The 23,289-nt window shown below is 36.9% G+C and carries 21 protein-coding genes; all 21 read left to right on the top strand.

The features are described from left to right. Positions 1-111 precede the first annotated feature (111 nt). A complete protein-coding gene (locus NSQ59_RS16335) occupies positions 112-837 on the top strand; it encodes a GntR family transcriptional regulator (RefSeq protein WP_055740353.1) in 726 nt (241 codons plus the stop codon). A gap of 50 nt (positions 838-887) precedes the next feature. Next, the gene (locus tag NSQ59_RS16330; RefSeq protein WP_055740352.1) at positions 888-1,958 is read left to right on the top strand and encodes a BMP family lipoprotein; all 1,071 of its coding nucleotides are present in this window, start codon (positions 888-890) and stop codon (positions 1,956-1,958) included. A gap of 162 nt (positions 1,959-2,120) precedes the next feature. Next, entirely contained in the window at positions 2,121-3,656 is a 1,536-nt protein-coding gene (locus NSQ59_RS16325) for an ABC transporter ATP-binding protein (RefSeq protein ID WP_055740351.1), read from the top strand. Continuing rightward, on the top strand, positions 3,649-4,692 hold the full coding sequence (locus NSQ59_RS16320) for an ABC transporter permease (RefSeq protein WP_055740350.1): 1,044 nt from the start codon (positions 3,649-3,651) through the stop codon (positions 4,690-4,692). The genes NSQ59_RS16325 and NSQ59_RS16320 overlap by 8 nt, the downstream gene beginning before the upstream one ends. After that, positions 4,693-5,655: an ABC transporter permease gene (locus NSQ59_RS16315; RefSeq protein WP_055740349.1), complete on the top strand. Its 963-nt coding sequence runs from the start codon at positions 4,693-4,695 to the stop codon at positions 5,653-5,655. A 264-nt stretch (positions 5,656-5,919) separates the two neighbouring features. Beyond that, positions 5,920-7,215 (top strand): EF-P 5-aminopentanol modification-associated protein YfmF, encoded by a 1,296-nt coding sequence (gene yfmF / locus NSQ59_RS16310; RefSeq protein WP_055740348.1) that lies wholly within the window; start codon positions 5,920-5,922, stop codon positions 7,213-7,215. After that, the gene (gene yfmH / locus NSQ59_RS16305) at positions 7,196-8,485 is read left to right on the top strand and encodes an EF-P 5-aminopentanol modification-associated protein YfmH (protein WP_055741250.1); all 1,290 of its coding nucleotides are present in this window, start codon (positions 7,196-7,198) and stop codon (positions 8,483-8,485) included. Before yfmF ends, yfmH begins: the two co-directional genes overlap by 20 nt. 57 nt (positions 8,486-8,542) lie before the next feature. Continuing rightward, positions 8,543-9,265, top strand: coding sequence for an elongation factor P 5-aminopentanone reductase (gene ymfI / locus NSQ59_RS16300; RefSeq protein WP_055740347.1), 723 nt, complete (start codon positions 8,543-8,545; stop codon positions 9,263-9,265). Positions 9,266-9,354: 89 nt separating this feature from the next. Beyond that, a complete protein-coding gene (locus tag NSQ59_RS16295) occupies positions 9,355-9,615 on the top strand; it encodes a DUF3243 domain-containing protein (RefSeq protein WP_055740346.1) in 261 nt (86 codons plus the stop codon). Positions 9,616-9,766: 151 nt separating this feature from the next. Then, on the top strand, positions 9,767-10,558 hold the full coding sequence (locus NSQ59_RS16290; RefSeq protein WP_055740345.1) for a DUF3388 domain-containing protein: 792 nt from the start codon (positions 9,767-9,769) through the stop codon (positions 10,556-10,558). A gap of 58 nt (positions 10,559-10,616) precedes the next feature. Then, entirely contained in the window at positions 10,617-11,525 is a 909-nt protein-coding gene (locus NSQ59_RS16285; RefSeq protein ID WP_055740344.1) for a helix-turn-helix domain-containing protein, read from the top strand. Positions 11,526-11,628: 103 nt separating this feature from the next. After that, positions 11,629-12,207 carry a CDP-diacylglycerol--glycerol-3-phosphate 3-phosphatidyltransferase gene (pgsA, locus tag NSQ59_RS16280; RefSeq protein ID WP_055740343.1) on the top strand — a complete coding sequence of 193 codons (579 nt, stop codon included), beginning with the start codon at positions 11,629-11,631 and terminating at the stop codon, positions 12,205-12,207. Between the two features lie 16 nt (positions 12,208-12,223). Continuing rightward, positions 12,224-13,474 (top strand): competence/damage-inducible protein A, encoded by a 1,251-nt coding sequence (locus tag NSQ59_RS16275; RefSeq protein WP_055740342.1) that lies wholly within the window; start codon positions 12,224-12,226, stop codon positions 13,472-13,474. A gap of 222 nt (positions 13,475-13,696) precedes the next feature. Continuing rightward, complete coding sequence (gene recA, locus NSQ59_RS16270) at positions 13,697-14,734, top strand: recombinase RecA (RefSeq protein ID WP_055740341.1); 1,038 nt, start codon at positions 13,697-13,699, stop codon at positions 14,732-14,734. 590 nt (positions 14,735-15,324) lie between these two features. Further along, positions 15,325-16,581, top strand: a complete 1,257-nt coding sequence (gene ltrA, locus NSQ59_RS16265) for a group II intron reverse transcriptase/maturase (protein WP_340828527.1) — start codon at positions 15,325-15,327, stop codon at positions 16,579-16,581. 435 nt (positions 16,582-17,016) lie between these two features. Beyond that, positions 17,017-18,576, top strand: a complete 1,560-nt coding sequence (rny, locus tag NSQ59_RS16260) for a ribonuclease Y (RefSeq protein WP_055740340.1) — start codon at positions 17,017-17,019, stop codon at positions 18,574-18,576. A gap of 144 nt (positions 18,577-18,720) precedes the next feature. Next, a complete protein-coding gene (locus NSQ59_RS16255; RefSeq protein ID WP_055740339.1) occupies positions 18,721-19,521 on the top strand; it encodes a TIGR00282 family metallophosphoesterase in 801 nt (266 codons plus the stop codon). A gap of 355 nt (positions 19,522-19,876) precedes the next feature. Continuing rightward, entirely contained in the window at positions 19,877-20,137 is a 261-nt protein-coding gene (gene spoVS, locus NSQ59_RS16250; RefSeq protein ID WP_055740338.1) for a stage V sporulation protein SpoVS, read from the top strand. Between the two features lie 275 nt (positions 20,138-20,412). Then, positions 20,413-21,957, top strand: a complete 1,545-nt coding sequence (gene miaB / locus NSQ59_RS16245; protein ID WP_055740337.1) for a tRNA (N6-isopentenyl adenosine(37)-C2)-methylthiotransferase MiaB — start codon at positions 20,413-20,415, stop codon at positions 21,955-21,957. Between the two features lie 2 nt (positions 21,958-21,959). Continuing rightward, entirely contained in the window at positions 21,960-22,391 is a 432-nt protein-coding gene (locus NSQ59_RS16240; RefSeq protein ID WP_055740336.1) for a RicAFT regulatory complex protein RicA family protein, read from the top strand. A 357-nt stretch (positions 22,392-22,748) separates the two neighbouring features. Beyond that, positions 22,749-23,288 (top strand): outer spore coat protein CotE, encoded by a 540-nt coding sequence (locus NSQ59_RS16235; protein ID WP_055740335.1) that lies wholly within the window; start codon positions 22,749-22,751, stop codon positions 23,286-23,288. The last annotated feature ends 1 nt before the right edge of the window (position 23,289 follow it).

Raw genomic sequence — 23,289 nt, 5'->3', positions numbered from 1 at the left:
TAAAATTTTTATTTATTATCGTTATAAAAAATGATATAGTAATTTCGATTAGTAGAAATAATACATCAGAGGTCTGATGTCTTAAGAATGTATGGTGGTGGTTTCTTCAAAATGTCAGTCAAAGCAGATAGTCGTCATTTATATCTTCAGGTCATTGACCATTTGAAAAATGATATAGAAAATGGTGTATACAAGGAAAGAGAAAAGCTCCCTTCAGAATTCGATTTAGCTAAAGAACTTGGGGTCAGTAGGGCAACCTTAAGAGAAGCTCTTCGTATTCTGGAAGAAGAAAACGTTATCACAAGAAGACATGGTGTTGGAACTTTTGTGAATGCAAGACCTTTGTTTTCTTCCGGAATCGAACAGCTTAATAGTGTTACCAATATGATCCGCCAAGCTGGAATGGAACCTGGGACAATTTTCTTAAGTACTACAACACAAGGACCAACAGAGGAAGATATCCGACGTCTTTCGTGTCAAAAAGAAAATGAAATTGCAGTTATTGAACGAGTTCGTACAGCAAATGGGGAACCCGTTGTTTATTGTATTGACAAAATTCCGGCCGAACTATTCCCGTGGAATTTTTCGAATAGTGATGGATCGATATTTGATACTTTAGAAACATATAGTAAGAAAAGAATTTCTTATGCTATAACTAGTATCGAGCCTATCGGTTATCATGATAAAATTTCACCTATTTTGGATTGTGATCCGGAAACTGCACTCTTAGTTTTAAAACAGCTTCATTATGATGAAGAAGACCAACCGATACTTTACTCTGTTAATTATTTTAAAGCAGACAAATTTAGTTTTCATGTTTTAAGAAAGAGAATCTAAATTTGGTATGTTTTGATTTCTACTAAATTATGAATATAGGGGGAACAAAAGTGAAAAAGCGTAAAATTGGGATAGCTCTATCAATAGTATTAGCTGCTGGAACTCTTTTAGGTGCTTGTGGTACAAGTACGAAAGATGGAGGAAAATCCGGTGATGACAAAAAATTTACCGTAGCGATGGTTACGGATACTGGTGGGGTGGATGATAGATCATTCAACCAATCAGCATGGGAAGGTCTACAAAAGTTTGGTAGTGATAATAACCTGACTAAAGGAACAAACGGTTACAACTATATTCAATCAACAAGTGATGCAGACTATGTAACAAACTTAAATACAGCTGTTCGCAATCATTTTAATCTAGTTTATGGCATCGGATATAAAATGCAGGATGCTGTAACAAAGGTGGCAAAACAACGTCCGAATACAGAATTTGCTATTGTAGACAGTGTTATTACTGGTCAAAAGAATGTGGCGTCTATTACGTTTAAAGAAAATGAAGGTTCCTTCCTTGTTGGTGTTGTTGCAGCAATGACAACTAAAACTAATAAAATTGGATTTATTGGCGGGATTGAAAGTGATTTGATAAATAAATTTGCAGCAGGTTTCCAAGCTGGTGTAAAAGCTGTAAATCCTAATGCAAAAGTGGATATTCAATGGGCGGGTTCTTTTGACGACGCAAGTAAAGGTCAATCTATTGCATCTGCTATGTATAAATCAGGTGCAGACGTAATTTATCATGCTGCTGGAAATGTTGGTAAAGGTGTATTTGCGGAAGCAAAAAACATTAAAAAACAAGATCCTAATAAAAACGTTTGGGTTATTGGTGTAGACCGTGACCAAAATGATGAGGGTAAAGTTACGGTTAATGGTAAGGAGTATAATGTAACTTTAACATCCATGGTTAAACGTGTAGACTTAGCGGTAGAAGATTTATCTAAAAAATCAATGAACGGTAACTTCCCTGGCGGAAAACAAATTGAATATGGTTTGAAAGATAACGCAGTTGGAATTGCACCATCTCAAGAAAACCTTTCTCAAGATGTTTTAAAAGCTGTTGATGATTGGAAACAAAAAATCATTAATGGAGAGGTTCAAGTTCCTTTAAAACCAACTAAATAAGTCAGTAAAGGGATTGGCACCTGCCAATCCCGATAAAAATATTAACGGAAAAGCAGAAGATAATTTTACTTTTCCGTTAGGATTTTTTTACCTTCCTAAAGTCAGACCTCTTACCATTAAATACTAAAAAAAGATATGATTTTTAACAAGGAGTGGATGCGGGTGGATTATGTAATTGAAATGCTCAACATTCGAAAAGAATTTCCAGGCATCATAGCAAACGATAATATAACGTTACAGCTTAAAAAGGGAGAAATTCATGCACTGCTTGGTGAGAATGGGGCGGGTAAATCTACGTTAATGAATGTATTGTTTGGTTTATACCAACCCGAAAAAGGAGAGATTCGTGTTAAAGGGAAACCAGTTAAAATAACGAATCCAAATATTGCAAATGATTTAGGGATTGGGATGGTTCACCAGCATTTTATGTTAGTAGAGAAATTCACAGTTACAGAGAATATTATTCTTGGAAAAGAACCTAAATCAAGCGGGTCAATTGACATTAAAAAGGCAGAAAAGCAAGTTAGAGAAATTTCAGAAAGGTACAATTTATCTGTGGATCCTCGTGCGAAAATTTCTGATATTTCTGTAGGAATGCAGCAAAGAGTAGAAATATTAAAAACATTATATCGTGGTGCAGATATTATTATTTTTGATGAACCTACTGCTGTTTTAACCCCTCAAGAAATTACAGAACTAATCCAGATAATGAAAGCGCTAATTAAGGAAGGAAAATCCATTATCTTAATTACCCACAAATTAAAAGAAATTATGGAGGTTTGTGATCGAGTAACAGTTATTCGAAAAGGTAAAGGAATAGACACATTAAATGTTAAAGATACAAATCCTACTGAATTAGCTAATTTAATGGTAGGACGTGAAGTTGTCTTTAAAACAGAAAAAAGAGATGCAACTCCAAAAGAAAATGTTTTGGAAATTAATAATTTAGTAGTAAAAGATTCTCGTGGGGTTCAAGCGGTAAAAGGGCTTGACCTTCAGGTACGGGGCGGGGAAATTGTCGGAATTGCCGGAGTTGATGGGAATGGACAAACTGAATTAATTGAAGCCATCACAGGATTAAGAAAATCAGAAAGCGGATCTATTAAATTGAACGACAAGGAAATACGTACATTCAAACCTAGAAAAATCACGGAAAGCGGTCTTGGACATATTCCTGAGGACCGCCATAAGCACGGTCTTGTCTTAGATTTTCCTATAGGTGAAAATATGGCGCTACAAACTTATTATCAGAAGCCTTTTTCTAAAAAAGGAGTTCTGAGCTTTAAGGAAATATATAAAAAAGCAAAACAATTAATTACGGAATTTGATGTTCGAACACCTAGCGAATATACTCTTGCCCGCTCTCTGTCAGGTGGTAATCAGCAAAAAGCTATTATTGGTCGGGAAGTAGATCGGGATCCGGATTTATTAATCGCAGCTCAGCCGACACGTGGCTTAGATGTAGGAGCAATTGAATTTATTCACAAACGATTAATTGAGCAAAGAGATAAGGGAAAAGCAGTATTGTTAATTTCTTTTGAGCTAGATGAAATATTAAATGTCAGCGACCGGATTGCCGTTATTTATGAAGGAAAGATTGTGGATATTGTAGATCCTAAGAAAACCTCTGAGCAGGAATTAGGATTATTAATGGCTGGCTCGAAACGTACGGGAGAAGGTGAAACATCAAATGTCTAATCGTTATATGAATTTATTAATACCAGTTATCGCAGTTCTACTAGGTTTAATTGCCGGTGCGATCATTATGCTAATTACCGGATATAATCCTATTAGTGGATATGCTGCCCTTTGGAACGGAGCTTTTGGACAGCCGTTTTATATTGGCGAAACTTTAAGACAGGCAACACCATATATATTTGCCGGACTTGCTGTTGCATTTGCTTTTCGCACCGGGTTATTCAATATCGGAGTGGAGGGACAATTATTAGTTGGTTGGGTTGCTGCTGTGTGGATTGGACTTTCTTTTGATCTTCCTAAAATAATTCACTTACCACTAGCTATTATTGCTGCAGGAGTGGCCGGAGCTATTTGGGGATTTATTCCTGGATTTTTAAAAGCACGTTTACGAGTACATGAAGTTATTGTCACGATCATGATGAACTATATCGCGTTACATGTAAGCAATTATATCATTCGTAATGTTCTTTCCAAACAAGGGGATAAAACAGCTCAAATTCACGATTCAGCATCTTTGCAATCTAATTTTCTGCAAAGTATTACTGATTTTTCAACCCTTCATAATGGTATATACCTTTCAATTGTTGCAGCAATTGTTATGTGGTTTATATTAGAAAAAACAACAAAAGGCTTTGAATTAAGATCTGTAGGTTTCAATCAGCATGCTGCCCAATATGCTGGTATGAATGTGAATCGCAACATCATACATTCTATGGTTATTTCAGGTGTTTTCGCAGGTATCGGCGGAGCTATGGAAGGACTTGGAACTTTTGGATTCGCCTTTTTGCATACCGGATTCTCAGGAGTTGGATTTGACGGAATTGCGGTAGCACTTTTAGGTGGAAATACTGCATTAGGTGTCGTGATTTCTGCTGTACTATTCGGAGCACTTCGCGTTGGTTCTTTAAATATGCCACAAGAAGCAGGTGTACCAAACGAGCTTGTGGAAATTGTCATCGCGTTAATCATTTTCTTCGTTGCTTCAAGTTATATTATAAAATGGGCGCTTGCTCGCTTTAAAAGGGAGGCAAAATAAATGAGTATCATGACTGCTTTAGAAATTATTATTACTTCATCCCTTTTGATGGCTGCCCCTCTTATCTTTACTTCATTGGGTGGGGTATTTTCTGAAAGATCAGGTGTAATCAATATCGGTTTAGAAGGCTTAATGATTATGGGGGCATTTAGTTCCATCATTTTTAACCTTTCATTTGCCCATACATTTGGTGCTGCCACACCGTGGCTAGGTCTCCTTGTCGCGATGATCGTAGGTGGAATCTTTGCACTAATACATGGTATTGCAGCTATTAGTTTCAGGGCTGATCAGACTGTCAGCGGTGTTGCAATAAACTTTTTAGCATTAGGTTTATCTGTATTCTTGGTGAAAATGCTTTATCAGGGAAAAGGACAAACAGATACTATTACTCAAAACTTCAATAAAATTGATATACCGGTTTTAAATCACATCCCTGTTATTGGAAAATTATTTTTTAGAGATGTAACTTATCCTTCTTATCTTGCTATCATTATAGCTATTATTGCATGGTATGTTATTTACAAAACTCCTTTCGGATTAAGACTTCGTTCGGTTGGGGAACATCCAATGGCAGCTGATACAATGGGAATTAACGTAATAAAAATGCGCTATATAGCTGTGTTTTTATCCGGAGTATTTGGTGGTCTCGGCGGAGCAGTTTATTCCCAAACCATCACATTGGATTTTAGTGCTACAACGATTGCCGGTCAAGGTTTCATGGCACTTGCCGCGATGATTTTCGGTAAATGGCATCCGCTTGGTGCTATGGGAGCAGCATTATTCTTTGGTTTTGCCCAGTCTTTAAGTATTGTTGGGGATCAAATACCATTCTTAAAAGATATACCAAGTGTGTACTTATTAATTGCGCCTTACGTACTAACTATTCTAGCTTTAGCAGGCTTTGTTGGAAGAGCGGAAGCACCAAAGGCAGATGGAATTCCGTATATCAAAGGTCAACGTTAAATTGTATATGAAAAGAAAAGTTCCGTTTGCACGGGACTTTTTTTTATACTAAATGTTGTTTTCACAAAACTTTTTGCTTTCCGTAGATGTTTGTTGCATTCTTTGTCCGAAAAGAAGTTTAGAAGCTTATCCTCTACAAAAGCAACATTGTTTAAGAAAAGGTCCATTAAAAAAGGTAAATACTTGTAGGACAACATGATAAAAATGTATAGTTAGTATAACTTCATTACAAAATAGTAAAAGAAACCAGAAGGAGGTTTGTACATGACGGTTGCAAACGAAACAATTATCCCTAAAAATGGATATAATCTACATATTGTGAAAACAAAAAAATATAAAACAAATACTTTAGTTTGGAAAATGAAGGCGCCTTTGAATGAAGAAACTGTGACTTTACGGGCACTGCTCCCCAATGTTTTACAAAGCAGCACAAAACAATATCCAACCACTACAGCCTTGCGTTCATATTTAGATGATCTTTACGGTGCGGGATTTTATGTGGATTTAGCTAAAAAAGGTGAATACCATGTAATGTCTTTTACCGTGGATATAGCAAATGAGAAATTTCTGAAGGATTCAACTCCACTTCTACAAAAGGGAATTGATTTCCTATCACAGGTTTTGTTGCATCCAAATGCTGAAAATGGTTCTTTTCATGAAGAAACAGTGGAAAAAGAAAAAAGAACATTAAAACAACGAATTCAATCTATTTATGATGATAAAATGAGATACTCAAGCGTCAGGCTTGTAGAAGAAATGTGCAAGGGAGAGCCATATGCACTTGATGCAAACGGTATAAAAGATCAGGTTGATCAAATTACGGCAACATCCCTTTATGAATATTATCAAAAAGCGATTAAGGAAGATGAATTAGATTTATATATTATTGGTGATATAGAGGAGAATCAAGTGGAAACATTTTGTAAGGAGCTTGATTTTTCAAGCCGTACTCCTCAAAAAATAGAAAACAGAAATGGCAGACAAATTTCTGAACCAAAAGAAATTAAAGAAAAGCAAGATGTAAAACAAGGTAAATTAAATATCGGATATCGTACTCATGTACGATTCGGTGATGATGATTATTTTGCTTTACAATTGTTTAACGGTATTTTTGGTGGCTTTTCCCACTCCAAACTATTTATCAATGTCCGTGAAAAGGCAAGTCTTGCATATTACGCTGCAAGCAGATTGGAAAGCCATAAAGGACTATTGATGGTAATGAGTGGAATTGAAACGAAAAACTATGATCAAGCAACTACTATTATACGTGAACAATTAGATGCGATGAAAAATGGAGATTTTTCTGATCAGGAAATAGAACAAACAAAAGCGGTAACAAATAATCAATTACTGGAAACTACTGATACTTCCCGTGGATTAGTCGAAATTTTATATCATAACGTAATTGGAAACCAAACATATTCGGTAAATGATTGGTTAGAAAACATCAATAAGGTAACGAGAGAGGAAATTGTAGACGTTGCTTCAAAAATTGAATTAGATACGATTTATTTTTTGACAGGATTGGAGGGAACAGATGATGAAAAACCAGGTATTTGAACAATTGAAGGAAACCTTATATTTTGAAAAAATGGATAATGGCTTGGAAGTATATATCCTGCCAAAAGAAGGATTTAATAAGACCTTTGCAACGTTTACAACAAAATACGGTTCAGTAGATAATGACTTTATCCCGCTTGATAAAAATGAATATCATCATGTTCCCGATGGAATTGCCCACTTTTTAGAGCATAAGTTATTTGAAAAAGAGGATGGAGATGTCTTTCAACAATTTAGTAAGCAAGGAGCATCTGCCAATGCATTTACCACCTTTAATCGTACAGCATATTTGTTCTCCAGTACCTCTAATGTGGAAAAAAATCTTGAAACGTTAATTGATATGGTACAGAGTCCTTATTTTACGGAAAAAACTGTGGAAAAAGAAAAGGGAATCATTGGCCAGGAAATTACTATGTATGATGATAACCCGGACTGGCGTCTTTATTTCGGTGTAATTGAAAATATGTATAAGCACCATCCCGTGAAAATAGATATTGCAGGAACGATAGAATCCATTTCCCATATCACGGACCAGCTACTTTACGAATGCTATAATACCTTCTATCATCCGAGTAATATGCTGCTTTTTATTGTGGGACCTGTTGAAGTGGAAAACATCATGAAACTGGTGCGTGATAATCAAAATAAAAAGGATTATAAAGAGCAGTCAGAAATTAAGAGACGTTTTGAACAAGAGCCGGTAGAAGTGGCAGAAACGAAAAAGATATTACATATGAATGTCCAAACTCCTAAATGTTTGCTAGGCGTGAAGGCAAAGGATGTAAATCTTTCCGGGGCTGAAATGTTAAAACAAGAGCTTACCATAAATGTATTATTGGATATGCTATTTGGAAAAAGCTCCGATAATTATTATAACTTGTATAATGAGGGATTAATTGACGAGACGTTTTCGTATGATTTTACTTTAGAATCGGGTTTTGGCTTTGCTATGGCAGGCGGAGATACAGATAGGCCTGATGAGCTTGCAGAGCGCTTGAAAAAGGTAATGATGGAAGCAAAAAATGGAGAGCATTTAACAGAGGATGCGCTTGATCGAACAAAGAAAAAGAAAATTGGTGGATTTTTAAGACAGCTCAATTCACCCGAGTTTATTGCGAATCAATTTACCAGATATTTCTTTAATGGCATGAATTTATTTGACGTAGTGCCTGTACTTGAAGATATCTCATTCGAGGATTTAAAAAAGGCAGCGAATGAATTTATAGAGGAAGACAGATTCACTGTTTGCCAAGTTGTTCCAAAAAAATGAAAGTAGAAAAACTCGGGACTTCCTGAGTTTTTTTGTTGGGAAAGGGAGAGTATAAGAATGAAAAAATATGTTCTCATAACAGGCGCAAGCGGGGGAATTGGAAAACAGACAGCAATACTTTTGGCTAAAAAGGGATGGAACTTATATCTCCATTACCATCAAAATAAAAAGGGGATTGAAGAAATTATTGCAGCGGTTGAATCATATCAAGTAGAAATAATCCCTATACAAGCAGACCTCTCTTCTCCACAAGGAGTGGAAAAAGTATTAAATAATATTTTTCACATTGATGCTATTTGCTTTATTAGCGGAATAGCACATTATGGACTATTTATGGATACTTCTGAAACAATTATGAGAGACATGTGGAACATCCATGTACATGCTCCAATGCTTTTAACTAATAGGCTTTTGCCTAAGCTAATGAGAAATACTGCTTCACAAATCATTTTCGTAAGTTCCATTTGGGGACAGACCGGAGCATCTTGTGAAGTAATATACTCTACTGTTAAAGGTGCACAAATTTCCTTTGTGAAGGCATTAAGTAAAGAAGTAGCAAGAAGTGGTATAAGAGTAAATGCAGTGGCACCAGGGGCAGTACATACAAATATGCTTGCGAATTTTTCAGATTATGAATTGCGAGAGTTAGAATCCGAAATTCCATTAGGAAGATTGGCTGAACCTAAAGAAATTGCAGGGGCAATTGCATTTTTATTATCAGAAGAAGCAAGTTATGTAACAGGACATGTTCTTGCAGTTAACGGTGGATGGTATACATAAAGGTAACCATAAAATTCCTTCATTTTGAGGTATAAGAATTTTTCTCTGTAGCAAAATAACAACGAACAAATTTGAAGGAGGTTCATAATATGTCTGTTTTAGATAATTGGGATCAATGGAAAAACTTCTTAGGTGACCGCCTAAATCAAGCAAAAACACAAGGGATGAATCAAGAAACAATAAATCAGCTAGCAGGACAAGTTGGTGATTACTTAGCCGGCCAGGTAGACCCAAAGAATGAGCAACAGAGGGTATTAGCAGATCTTTGGTCTGTTGCTGATGAAAAAGAACAACAAGCCATTGCAAACGTAATGGTAAAATTAGTACAAAATAACGGTACACAACAATAGCGAAAAATGCAAGAGAGGGGACATTTGACCCCTCTTTTATTGTTTATTAATGAATTCGCAAAAAAGGGGAGTTTTCCCTTTCATCTTCATCCAAAATCATTTATTATATAAGCTAGAGTCATTATAGTGTTTCTATTATTAGGAGGTTTATATGGATCGCAAAGAATGGTATTTAGAATATGAAATTCAAATAAACCGACCAGGACTTTTAGGTGATATATCTTCTTTACTAGGAATGTTATCCATAAATATTATTAGTATAAATGGTGTTGATGAAGGGAAGCGCGGTCTTCTGTTATTGGTGAAAAATGAAGAACAAATCGTGAGACTTGAATCTATACTACAAACTATGGAAACAATAAAAATAACAAAAATTCGTGAACCAAAATTACGAGATAAATTAGCAGTAAGACATGGCCGATATATTCAAAGAGATGCGGACGACAAAAAAACATTTCGTTTTATTCGCGATGAGCTTGGCATACTTGTTGATTTTATGGCAGAATTATTTAAGCAGGAAGGTCACAAGCTTATAGGCATACGAGGAATGCCCCGGGTTGGAAAAACGGAATCTGTCGTTGCCGCAAGTGTTTGTGCGAGTAAAAAGTGGCTTTTCGTTTCTTCCACTTTATTAAAACAAACCATACGTAATCAGCTTATTAATGATGAATATAACGCGAACAATATTTTTATTTTAGATGGAATTGTATCAACTCAGCGTGCTAATGAAAAACATTGGCAGCTTGTAAGAGAAATCATGAGAATCCCTGCCGTGAAGGTCATTGAACACCCGGATATTTTTGTGCAAAATTCCGAGTACTCCTTGGAGGATTTTGACTATATTATTGAACTTCGAGATAATCCTGAACAGGAAATTACATATGAAGTAATCCAAAGGAATAATTTTTTGAATGATGAAGGATTCGGCGGTTTTGATTATTAAATTAAATGGATAAAGTACATAATTACGAAAAGATTTATGAGATTGGCAGGTGTTATTTTTGACAGAGCTAGGAAGTCGGTTAAAAGAAGCTAGGAAAGCTAAGGGATTAAGCTTAGACGACTTGCAGGAAATGACGAAAATTCAAAAGAGATATTTAAGAGGAATAGAAGAAGGGAACTATGATACCATTCCCGGAAAGTTTTATGTCCGGGCTTTTATAAAACAATATGCGGAAGCTGTTGGACTAGAATCAGAACAGGTTTTTGAAGAATTTAAAAACGAGGTTCCGGTAACACATAACGATGAAATTAATGAGCAAATTTCTAGGGTTCAGACGAGACGGACTGTTTCAGCCGGAACATCGAAAGTATTTAATATACTTCCAACGATTTTGGTAGTGGTTTTTATTGTAGCCGCAGTATTTTTAATTTGGATTCTGGTTCAGAAGTTTTCCGGATCTGGTCAAGCTGAAAATCATAACGCTACCAACAGCGCGCAAGTAAAAGTGAAAGAATCAGGAAAGTCGAATCAAGCTAAAACGAAGGATAATACGGTTGATAACAAACAATCAAACAATACGAATGCAGATTCTAAAACGAATAATAATGAATCTACTAATTCACAAAATGAGCAAAAGCCTGTACAAGAGTTAAAAGTTGAAAGTACTAGTGGCAATAATTCAACTTACAAATTATCCAATACGGATAAATTCAAATTAACTGTTTCATCAACTGATAGAGCATGGATTCTTGTGAAAAATGGAATAAATGGTAAAACCATTTTTACTGGTACACTTAATAAAGGTGAAAAACAAACGTTTGATTTAACAAATGAAAATCAAGCATATATCAGTATTGGGAATGTACCTGCCACTGAAATAAAAGTAAACGATGAAAATTTGGAATATGCAGTGAAAAGTAATACTCAAAAAATTACAATTCAATTTGAACCTTTAAAAACTAAATAGTCATCTGCTGATGACTATTTTTAGCTTATCCAAGCGTAACCAATCCGGCATTTTTAACCTTCAGCTTGAATACTAGACAGAAAAATATAATGGAGGAAGTACCTTGAATTTACCTAATAAAATTACTGTATCACGTATTTGCTTAATTCCTATCTTTATTATTATTATGGTTGTTCCATTCCCATGGGGCAATGTAGAGCTATTAAATATTAGTATGCCTACTGCCCATTTAGTAGGAGCAATTATTTTCATTATTGCTTCGATAACCGATTGGTTTGATGGACATCTGGCCAGAAAATATAATCTTGTAACGAATCTTGGAAAGTTCCTAGACCCATTAGCGGATAAATTACTTGTATCTTCTGCACTAATTATTTTAACGGAGCTCGGTTTGGTTCCTTCATGGATTGTAATCGTCATTATAAGCAGAGAATTTGCCATTACAGGACTTAGGGCAATATTAGCGGGAGAAGGCGAAATTGTTGCTGCTGCTATGCCGGGGAAAATCAAAATGTGGGCACAAACAATTGCAATTGCACTATTATTGCTTCATAACTTTCCGTTCGAACCGATTCATTTCCCTTTTGCTACCATTGCCTTGTGGGTTGCAATGATCTTTACTGTTTATTCCGGTTGGGATTATATATATAAAAATCGCTCTATTTTTTCTAATTCCAAGTAAAGGGAGAGTGTAGATTATGAATGCCGAAATTATCGCTGTGGGGTCCGAGCTTTTACTTGGACAAATTGTAAATACCAATGCCAAATTTCTTTCTACCTCTTTAGCGGAAATGGGTGTGAATGTTTTCCATCATACGGTAGTCGGTGATAATCCCCAAAGATTAAAGAAAACCATCGAAATCGCTGAAAAGCGTGCAGATTTAATTATCTTTACAGGTGGTCTGGGTCCAACGAAGGATGATCTAACGAAGGAAACGATTGCGAACCATTTAGGAAAGAAACTTGTAACGGATCAAGATGCTTTAACTTCCATTGAAGCATATTTTCACAAAGTGAACAGGCAAATGACGGAAAATAATAAAAAACAAGCACTCGTACTTGAGGGTGCAACGGTTCTGCCAAATGAATTTGGAATGGCACCGGGAATGTTTATTCAAAATCAAAATCATTTCTATATGCTCTTACCTGGCCCTCCATTTGAAATGGAACCTATGTTTAGTAAATATGGGCGCCGAGCTATCCTTAAAAAAATGGATAAACGGGAGCATATTGAATCAAGAGTAATGCGTTTCTTTGGAATTGGTGAAGCACAGTTAGAAACAGAAATCGAAAGTATAATAGTAGGTCAATCTAATCCTACTGTGGCACCATATGCATCTGACGGAGAGTGTACGCTTAGGATTACTGCAAAGCACGAATCAAGTGCAGAAGCATTAAAAATGATTGAAGAGATGGAAAAATCCATCAAAGAACGTGTTGGAGAATTTTGCTATGGATATGACGAAACCACACTGATGGCTGAAACGGTAAAAACATTAAAAAACGCCGGATTAACAATTGCCACTGCCGAAAGCTTAACGGCCGGAATGTTTGCAGCAGAAATGGCATCTATTTCTGGTGTCAGCGCAATTTTAAAAGGCGGTGTAGTATGTTATTCAAATGAGGCAAAGGAAAAGTTAGTTAAAGTAAAAAAGGAAACTTTAGATAAATACGGTGCTGTCAGTAAAGAATGTGCAGCAGAATTGGCTGAAAATATTCGTGTGATACTAGATTCAGATATTGGCATTAGTTTTACCGGTGTTGCTGGTCCTGATTCCTTAGAAGGCAAGGAAGCGGGGACAATCTGGATAGGAATATCCGTTAAACACCATCCTGTTAAAACATTTTTACTATCACTGGCAAGCAATAGAAACAGCAATCGTCTTCGCACTGTTAAGTACGGATGTCACTATTTAATGCGTGAAATAGGGCTAAATAGTGGTAATTAAAATGTAAATTTATTTAAGAAAAAATTAATTTTTAAAGTTTTTGTCTTTAAAATAAGCATTTTCGCTAAAGCAAATGCTTATTTTTATGCCTATATGATGACATAAAATAATCGAATAAACGTTCGATTTTTTGCTTGGCAAACCGCTCAAAAACAGTTATAGTAAGGATAAGGCAATTTTATAAAATTAATAGAATAAGTGGAGAATGAGGAGGAAATTTTAGTGAACGATCGTCAAGCAGCCTTAGACATGGCTCTTAAGCAAATAGAGAAACAGTTTGGTAAAGGGTCTATTATGAAACTTGGTGAACAAACGGATAGAAAAATTTCCACCGTTCCAAGCGGATCGCTTGCGCTCGATGTAGCGTTAGGTGTAGGCGGTTATCCAAGAGGACGTGTTATTGAAATTTATGGTCCGGAAAGTTCCGGTAAGACAACTGTTGCCCTTCATGCCATTGCAGAGGTTCAGGCAGGTGGCGGACAAGCAGCTTTTATCGATGCTGAACACGCGTTAGATCCGGTTTACGCACAAAAATTAGGTGTTAATATTGATGAATTACTTTTATCCCAGCCAGATACTGGTGAGCAAGCACTTGAAATTGCAGAGGCACTTGTTCGAAGCGGAGCAATTGATATTATTGTTATCGACTCAGTTGCAGCCTTGGTTCCAAAAGCGGAAATTGAAGGAGAGATGGGCGATTCTCACGTCGGCTTACAGGCTCGCTTAATGTCCCAAGCTCTTCGTAAGCTCTCTGGTGCAATTAATAAATCTAAAACAATCGCAATCTTTATTAACCAAATCAGGGAAAAAGTAGGAGTAATGTTTGGAAATCCGGAAACAACTCCTGGCGGACGTGCCCTTAAGTTTTATTCTTCCGTTCGTTTAGAAGTGCGCCGCGCTGAACAACTCAAACAAGGAAATGACATTGTCGGAAATAAAACCAAAATCAAAGTTGTGAAAAATAAAGTAGCACCACCGTTCCGCACTGCAGAAGTAGATATTATGTATGGAGAGGGAATCTCAAAAGAAGGCGAAATTATTGATATGGGTTCCGAACTTGATATCGTACAAAAAAGTGGTGCATGGTATTCATATAATGATGAACGCCTTGGGCAAGGAAGGGAAAATGCGAAATTATTCATGAAGGAAAATCCTGAGGTGCGAAACGAAATTATGCAGAAGATTCGGGATCATTTTGGTTTAGATGAAGTGAAGGAAGCACCTATCGATGAATCTCAAGAGGAATTTGAATTAGAATAAGCTGGAAAAGCAAAGCTAAATAGCTTTGCTTTTTTTTTGGTGCGCCCAGCATGGGTGCAGTCTATAGGGTGAAAGTCCCGAACTGTGAAGGCAGAAGTAGCAGTAGCTAAACGCAAGGGTGTCTGTGGTGACGCAGAATCTGAAGGAAGCGGGCGGCAAATCTCCGGTCTGAGGGACACGAACTTCATATAAGGCTAGGTATCATTGGATGAGTTTGCCAAACAAAACGAAGTCCTTTCTGCCAAAGATGATACAGAGTAAATGAAGCAGATAGATGGGGAGAAAGACTGTACTCTTACCTGGGGAGGTCTGGCTGAAATGCCGAGCACACTCGGTAACTTACTTTGTGAAGGGTAATTGAACAGCCAGAAGTCAGCAGAGGTCATAGTACCTGACTAGCTTAAGATGGTTAGGGAAGGACTGAACATTTAAGGAGAATATACACTAGGCGTTCATTGTTTATGATGATACAGACAATCCAATTGGACTTACTTAAAGGAGGAAGTGGTGAATTCCACAGGGGACTTTAAGAGGGTGGAATAAACAATGGCACAAATAGCACGTATATTCACGTGAAAGGATGTATCGAAATGATGGAACGAATACTGTCACGGGACAATCTACTTTCGGCATTGAAACGTGTCGAAAAGAATAAGGGTAGCCATGGAGTAGATGAAATGCCTGTAAAATCCCTACGAGCGCATATTCTACAAAATTGGCAAGAAATCCGAAATTCAATAAAGGACGGAACCTATGAGCCTATGCCAGTCAGACGAGTCGAAATCCCGAAACCAAATGGCGGCGTTCGTTTATTAGGTATTCCTACCGTGACAGACCGTTTTGTCCAACAAGCGATTGCCCAAATATTAACCCCAATCTATGACCCAACCTTTTCCGAACATAGCTATGGGTTTAGACCCAGAAGAAGGGCACATGATGCCGTTAGGGAAGCAAGGCAATATATAGAAGAGGGCTACAGATGGGTAATAGATATGGACTTAGAAAAGTTCTTCGACAAGGTAAATCACGATATGCTTATGGGACTCCTAGCAAAAAGAGTCAAGGATAAGACGATTCTAAAGTTAATTAGAAAATACTTAGAGTCGGGGATTATGATAAACGGTGTGGAAACTATCAGCGAAGAAGGTGTTCCTCAGGGTGGACCATTAAGTCCACTACTTTCCAATATCATGTTAGATGAATTAGATAAGGAACTAGAGGAAAGAGGACACAAATTTGTCCGCTACGCAGATGATTGTAATATTTACGTAAAAACCAAGAAGGCAGGTTTACGTGTCAAGAGTTCTATCACTACTTTCATTGAAAAGAAGCTTAAACTAAAAGTAAATGAAGAGAAAAGTGCGGTGGACAGACCGTGGAAACGAAAGTTTCTTGGATTCAGCTTCACATCAAACCGTAATCCAAAAATCCGTATCGCAAAAGAAAGTATAAAGAGAGCTAAAAGTAGAATAAAAGAACTAACATCAAGGTCAAAACCCATTCCATTGGAATTGCGTATTGAGAAACTAAATGAATACCTTGTTGGTTGGTGCGGATATTTTGCGCTGGCAGACACGCCAACTCCCTTTAAACAACTGGATGAACATATTCGAAGAAGACTCCGAATGTGCCTTTGGAAACAATGGAAACTACCCAAAACAAAAATTAAAAGGCTCATATCCCTTGGCGTTCCAAGAGAGAAGGCCCATGAATGGGGAAATTCTCGTAAGAAATATTGGCGCATTTCGAATAGTCCTATCTTACACACAACACTAAATCTAAAGTTTTGGAGAAATCAAAAGCTTAAAAGTCTGTTAGATAGATACAACCATTTGCGTCATACTTAAGTGAACCGCCGTATACCGAACGGTACGTACGGTGGTGTGAGAGGTCGGGGGTTAGTCACCCCCTCCTACTCGATTAAAGTCTATAACCGTTCTTATCGAAATTGCGGACTTCCGGTTTCTTGTACCTGAGAAAAGTTAACATGAACTCTTGTACTTCTCGTTTTGTTTCCTCTATCTCAATTGAAAACTACGAAGGTAAAATTGCTACTTCAAATTTCACAGTAACCATACGCAGACTGAGCAATGTACTTTCGCATTTCTAATTTCCATTACCCTTGACAATAAATATTCACAACTATAAAATTAATATGTATAATTTTTTTAAAAAATGATATTTTTTGAAGCCTAAGTGCTGTTTATTGAAACCTTTGTAGCAATGTAGCAGCCGACATGTTTGAGACATGATAAAAGTTCATAGCAAGGGGAGGTGAAAAAATGTCACCAATTGCAATCATCTCCACTTTGCTTGGCCTAATCGTTGGTGTAGTTGTTGGCTATTTTGTTCGAAAATCTTTTGCAGAAGCGAGAATAGCAGGAGCTAAAAATGCTGCGGAGCAGATTTTAGAAGATGCAAAGCGTGAAGCGGAGTCTTTGAAAAAAGAGGCCCTGTTGGAAGCAAAGGATGAAAATCATAAACTTCGTACTGATATGGAACGAGAACTTCGTGAACGAAGAAATGAATTGCAAAAACAAGAAAATCGATTATTGCAAAAGGAGGAGAACCTCGATCGAAAAGATGAATCACTAGACAAGCGTGAAGCAACTCTCGAAAAGAAAGAGGATTCTCTGAATCAAAGACAACAACATATTGAAGAGATGGAAAGCAAAGTGGATGAGATGGTACGAATTCAAAAAACAGAACTAGAACGTATCTCTGGTCTAACCCGTGAAGAAGCCAAAGCGATTATCATAAAGAGAGTGGAAGATGAACTCTCTCATGAAGTAGCCATCATGGTGAAAGAAAGTGAAAATCGTGCTAAAGAAGAGGCGGACAAAAAGGCAAAGAGCATTCTTTCTCTTGCAATTCAGAGGTGTGCTGCTGAACATGTTGCGGAGACAACAGTATCGGTAGTCAATCTTCCAAATGATGAAATGAAAGGTAGAATTATCGGCCGAGAAGGACGTAATATTCGTACTTTAGAGACATTGACTGGAATTGATCTAATTATAGATGATACTCCTGAAGCTGTTATTCTTTCAGGATTTGATCCAATTCGAAGAGAAACTGCAAGAATTGCACTTGAGAAACTAGTTCAGGACGGAAGAATTCATCCAGCGCGTATTGAAGAAATGGTTGACAAAGCAAGGCGTGAAGTGGATGAACATATCCGCGAAATTGGTGAACAAACAACTTTTGAGGTTGATGTTCACGGACTCCATCCGGATTTAATTAAAATCTTAGGACGTATGAAGTTCCGTACAAGTTACGGACAAAACGTGCTAAAACATTCGATGGAGGTTGCTCATCTAGCAGGAATGCTTGCCGCAGAGCTTGGTGAGGATGAAAGACTTGCTCGTCGCGCTGGTTTATTACATGATATTGGAAAAGCTGTCGATCATGAGGTGGAAGGCAGCCATGTAGAAATTGGTGTTGAATTAGCTACAAAGTATAAGGAACACCCAGTAGTTATTAACAGTATTGCCTCTCATCATGGAGATACGGAACCAACATCCATTATTTCTGTCTTGGTTGCAGCAGCTGATGCACTATCAGCAGCAAGACCTGGAGCTCGAAGTGAAACACTTGAGAACTATATTCGACGACTTGAAAAGCTGGAAGAAATCTCCGAATCATATGAAGGAGTTGAAAAATCTTTTGCTATTCAGGCCGGAAGAGAAGTTCGTATTATCGTAAAACCGGAGCAAATTAATGATTTGGAAGCTCATCGTTTAGCACGGGATATTAGAAAGCGAATTGAAGGGGAGCTTGATTACCCAGGTCATATTAAAGTAACGGTTATTCGTGAAACTAGAGCAGTTGAGTATGCAAAATAATAATCACTTTCTTGAAAAGCGGTGTAAATACACCGCTTTTCATCTTTAATAAAATACATATATTTATAATTGTTTAAGTTATTATTTATATGAAATCCTAAATATAAGGTTATAAACACTAATAGTTAATAGAAAGGGAATCTAATGAAAATATTATTTGTTGGGGACGTTGTTGGTTCACCTGGAAGAGATATGGTATCAGAGTATTTACCAAAATTAAAAGCGAAATATCGCCCGCAATTTACCATTATTAATGGGGAAAATGCTGCAGGCGGGAAAGGTATCACCGAAAAAATTTACCGAGGTTTTTTAGAGAAGGGTGCAAATGTAATTACTTTAGGTAATCATACTTGGGATAATAGAGAGATATTTGAATTCATTGATGAGGCAAAATATATGATTAGACCTGCAAACTTTCCTGACGGTACACCGGGGAAAGGTCTAATATTTATCAATATTAATGGAGTAGAAATCGCTGTTATCAATTTGCAGGGAAGAACGTTTCTGCCTCCTTTAGATGATCCATTCAGAAAAGCGGATGAGCTTATTAATACTGCGAAAGCAAAAACAAATATTATTTTTGTTGATTTTCATGCAGAAGCCACCAGTGAAAAGCAAGCGATGGGATGGTATTTGGATGGAAGAGTTTCAGCGGTCGTTGGAACACATACACATGTTCAAACAGCTGATAATCGAATTTTACCTAAGGGCACTGCGTATATTACCGATGTTGGCATGACAGGTCCATATGACGGCATTTTAGGAATGGACAGGGAAGTTGTATTGAAAAGATTTCTTTCTAGCTTACCGGTTCGCTTCGAAGTGCCTAAAACTGGCAGAAATCAATTAAGTGCATGTCTAATCGATATTGATCAGAAAACTGGAATTTCCAAAAGAATAGATACAATTTTAATAAATGAAGATCATCCATTTATGATGGATTAATCAGATGTCTAAGACTTTGAAAAATTAACTCTGTAGATAACTTTTTGAAAAATAATCTACGTCTAGCTCCTGCGCCTATCTATCGGCTAGCGGATTTCTCCGTCTTCTCCCAATAATTAATGGTCATCAGCTCGAATAACTACCGAGCACAGTTTCCGTTGGTCTTGTTGAAGTAAGAAATCCGTACACCGATGAGCAAAGCGCCCCGCGTATTTGTTCATTCTTCTCCTCTTTTTTAGGGCAAGCCGGAATACAATCGCCTTCTGATGAATATAGTAGCAATGGAATGATTATACCAGGATGGTTCACTCTGAATGGGCATTCGGTATTTGGGAAATAACAAGGAGGAGAAGAAATGGAGATATTAAAAGTTTCAGCAAAATCCAATCCTAATTCTGTAGCTGGTGCACTTGCCGGTGTTCTTCGTGAGAGAGGTGGCGCAGAAATTCAGGCTATCGGAGCAGGAGCATTAAACCAAGCAGTAAAGGCTGTTGCCATTGCAAGGGGCTTTGTTGCACCTAGCGGGGTTGATTTAATTTGTATACCGGCATTTACCGATATTCAAATTGAAGGTGAAGAAAGGACAGCAATAAAATTAATTGTAGAGCCAAGATAGCAGCAAATATAAAGATTAATAAAGTTGAAATAAAATCCTGACCTGTGCTAGCGGTCAGGTTTATTTTTTGAAATGATCTCTTTTTATCTAAAAAGCTATCCCACTACTTATAAGTGATGAATTTTCAACAAAAGCCTTCAGCTATTGTATTCATATGAAAAAGGCTTTATACTAAAATAATGTGTATATTAGTATTTATTATTGGTAAGTTCGTGAATTTTTAGTATAAAATAGGTTGAATCTAAGTAGTTCTTAGTTGGAGAAAGGAGATTAATATGAACGAGAAACAACGTTTGGAAGGTCAACAAGTTAGTACAGCTAATCCAGCGGACAAAAAATCCGAAAAGGATTACAGCAAATACTTTCAATCTGTATATATCCCTCCAAATTTGAAAGATGCAAGAAAACGTGGGCGAGAAGAAGTAAAATATCATAAAGATTTTCAAATTGATGAAGAATTCCAAGGGATGGGAAATGGACGGAAATTCTATATTCGCACATACGGCTGCCAAATGAATGAACATGATACTGAAGTTATGGCAGGTATCTTTATGCAGCTTGGATATGAGCCTACGGATACGGTAGAAGATGCTAATGTTATTTTATTAAATACTTGTGCAATAAGGGAAAATGCAGAGAATAAAGTATTTGGAGAAATCGGTCATTTAAAACCGCTTAAACTCGAAAAGCCCGATTTATTAATTGGTGTATGTGGATGTATGTCCCAAGAAGAATCTGTTGTAAACAAAATTTTAGAAAAACATCATCATGTAGACATGATATTTGGGACACATAATATCCATCGTTTACCACATATTTTAAAAGAAGCTTATATGTCCAAAGCAATGGTGGTGGAAGTATGGTCTAAGGAAGGGGATGTCATTGAGAACCTTCCTAAGGTACGAAAAGGAAGCATTAAAGCTTGGGTAAATATTATGTATGGATGTGACAAGTTCTGTACGTATTGTATCGTGCCATACACTCGCGGAAAAGAAAGAAGCCGGAGACCAGAAGATATTATTCAAGAGGTTCGTCATCTTGCATCCCTTGGCTATAAAGAAATTACTCTTCTTGGTCAAAATGTTAATGCTTACGGTAAAGATTTCGAAGACATTGAATATGGTCTAGGTGACTTAATGGATGATATTCGTAAAATAGATATCCCGCGGATTCGTTTTACGACAAGTCATCCTCGTGATTTCGATGATCGTTTGATTGAGGTTTTAGCTAAAAAAGGTAACTTGGTGGAACATATTCATCTTCCTGTTCAATCAGGTTCTAGTGATATTTTGAAAATAATGGGCCGTAAATATACAAGAGAGCGCTATCTTGAATTAGTAGGAAAAATTAAAAATGCGATTCCAGATGTAGCGCTATCGACTGATATCATCGTTGGTTTCCCGAATGAAACGGAAGAACAATTTGAGGAAACATTATCTTTATATCGCGAAGTAGGGTTTGAAATGGCCTATACATTCATTTATTCCCCACGTGAAGGAACACCAGCTGCAAAAATGCAAGACAATATACCTATGGAAGTGAAAAAACAACGTCTGCAACGCTTAAATGATGTTGTGAATGAGCTTTCTCGTGAAGCGCTATTAAAATATGAAGGTCAAACAGTAGAAGTACTTGTAGAAGGGGAAAGCAAAAATAATCCAGATGTACTAGCCGGATACACAAGAAAAAATAAACTTGTAAACTTTAAAGGTCCTAAATCAGCGATTGGTAAGCTTGTAAAGGTGAAAATTACCGAAGCTAAAACATGGTCCTTAAATGGAGAAATGGTGGAAGAACTAGAAGTTGCTGAGGTGAAGTAAAGATGAAAAAATATACAAAAGATGATATTGTAGCGCGTGCTACAGAACTTGCGAAAATGATTTCCGAAACCGAGGAAGTAGATTTTTTCAAGCGTGCAGAAGCGCAAATTAATGAAAATCAAAAAGTTCGTGAAATGATTGCAAGTATTAAAAGCTTACAAAAACAAGCGGTTAATTTTCAACATTACGGAAAAACCGAGGCACTTAAAATGGTAGAAGCAAAAATTGAAAAAATCGAAGAAGAATTGGATGAAATCCCGATTGTTCAAGAATTTAAGCAATCTCAAACAGATGTTAACGATTTGCTGCAAATTGTTGCTTCTACTATTTCCAACACTGTTACAGACGAAATTATCTTGTCAACCGGCGGGGATCTTCTTCGCGGAGAGACAGGTTCAAAAGTTAAAAATAGCATACCAGGCAATTGCAACTAATCGTATATAAACCATTATCTTTTAAAAGATAATGGTTTTTTTAAGGAAAGTATAAAATTTTCCAGCATCTAAATAATTTAAGAAGCTTAATCTTGTCTAGCTCCAGCGCCTATCGGTTAGCGGATGAGCAAGGCGCTTTCGCTTTTCTGTTAGCCCAGAACACAGGTAACACCCTCCACATATAATGAATTAACCCATATAGAGTTAGTGGTTTCTATCATGAACATAGTGCTGTAATATTTTCAGGATATGAAAATCGCAGTATTGTATTTCCTGTAGCACACATAAAAATATTGGCACACTAGTCTATAGGCATGCATAGGATGAATTGAAAATAAATGAGGAGGGTTCGCTCGAATGGCAGAATATAGAGAAATAATAACGAAAGCGGTCGTAGCGAAAGGACGCAAATTTACTCAGTCCAATCATACGATCACACCGCCGCATCATCCATCGAGCATATTAGGTTGCTGGATCATTAACCACAGATATGAAGCGAAAAAGGTCGACAAAAAAGTCGAAATTGTCGGTTCATACGAAATAAACGTCTGGTATTCTCATGGTAACAATACGAAAACATCGGTTGTTACAGAAAAAGTGGATTACGTTGATGTGGTAAAACTAAGTTATCGTGATCCAGATTGTTTAGACGATAAAGAAGTTATTGCACGTGTCCTTCAGCAACCTAATTGTGTCGAAGCAGTTATATCACCAAATGGGAATAAAATAATCGTAAATGTAGAAAGAGAGTTCCTTGTTGAAGTCATTGGAGAAACAAAAATATGTGTTGCCATTCATCCAGATGGCTGTGATTCTGATGACGAGTGGGAAGAAGAATTAGATGAAGAATTTGAAGAACTAGATCCAGACTTTTTAGTAGGGTCAGAGGAAGAATAAA

Source organism: Margalitia sp. FSL K6-0131, from assembly GCF_038008735.1.
GTDB lineage: Bacteria > Bacillota > Bacilli > Bacillales > Bacillaceae_C > Margalitia > Margalitia shackletonii.
Note: the sequence above shows the minus strand (reverse complement) of the source record. Positions and strands in the feature narration are given on the sequence as shown.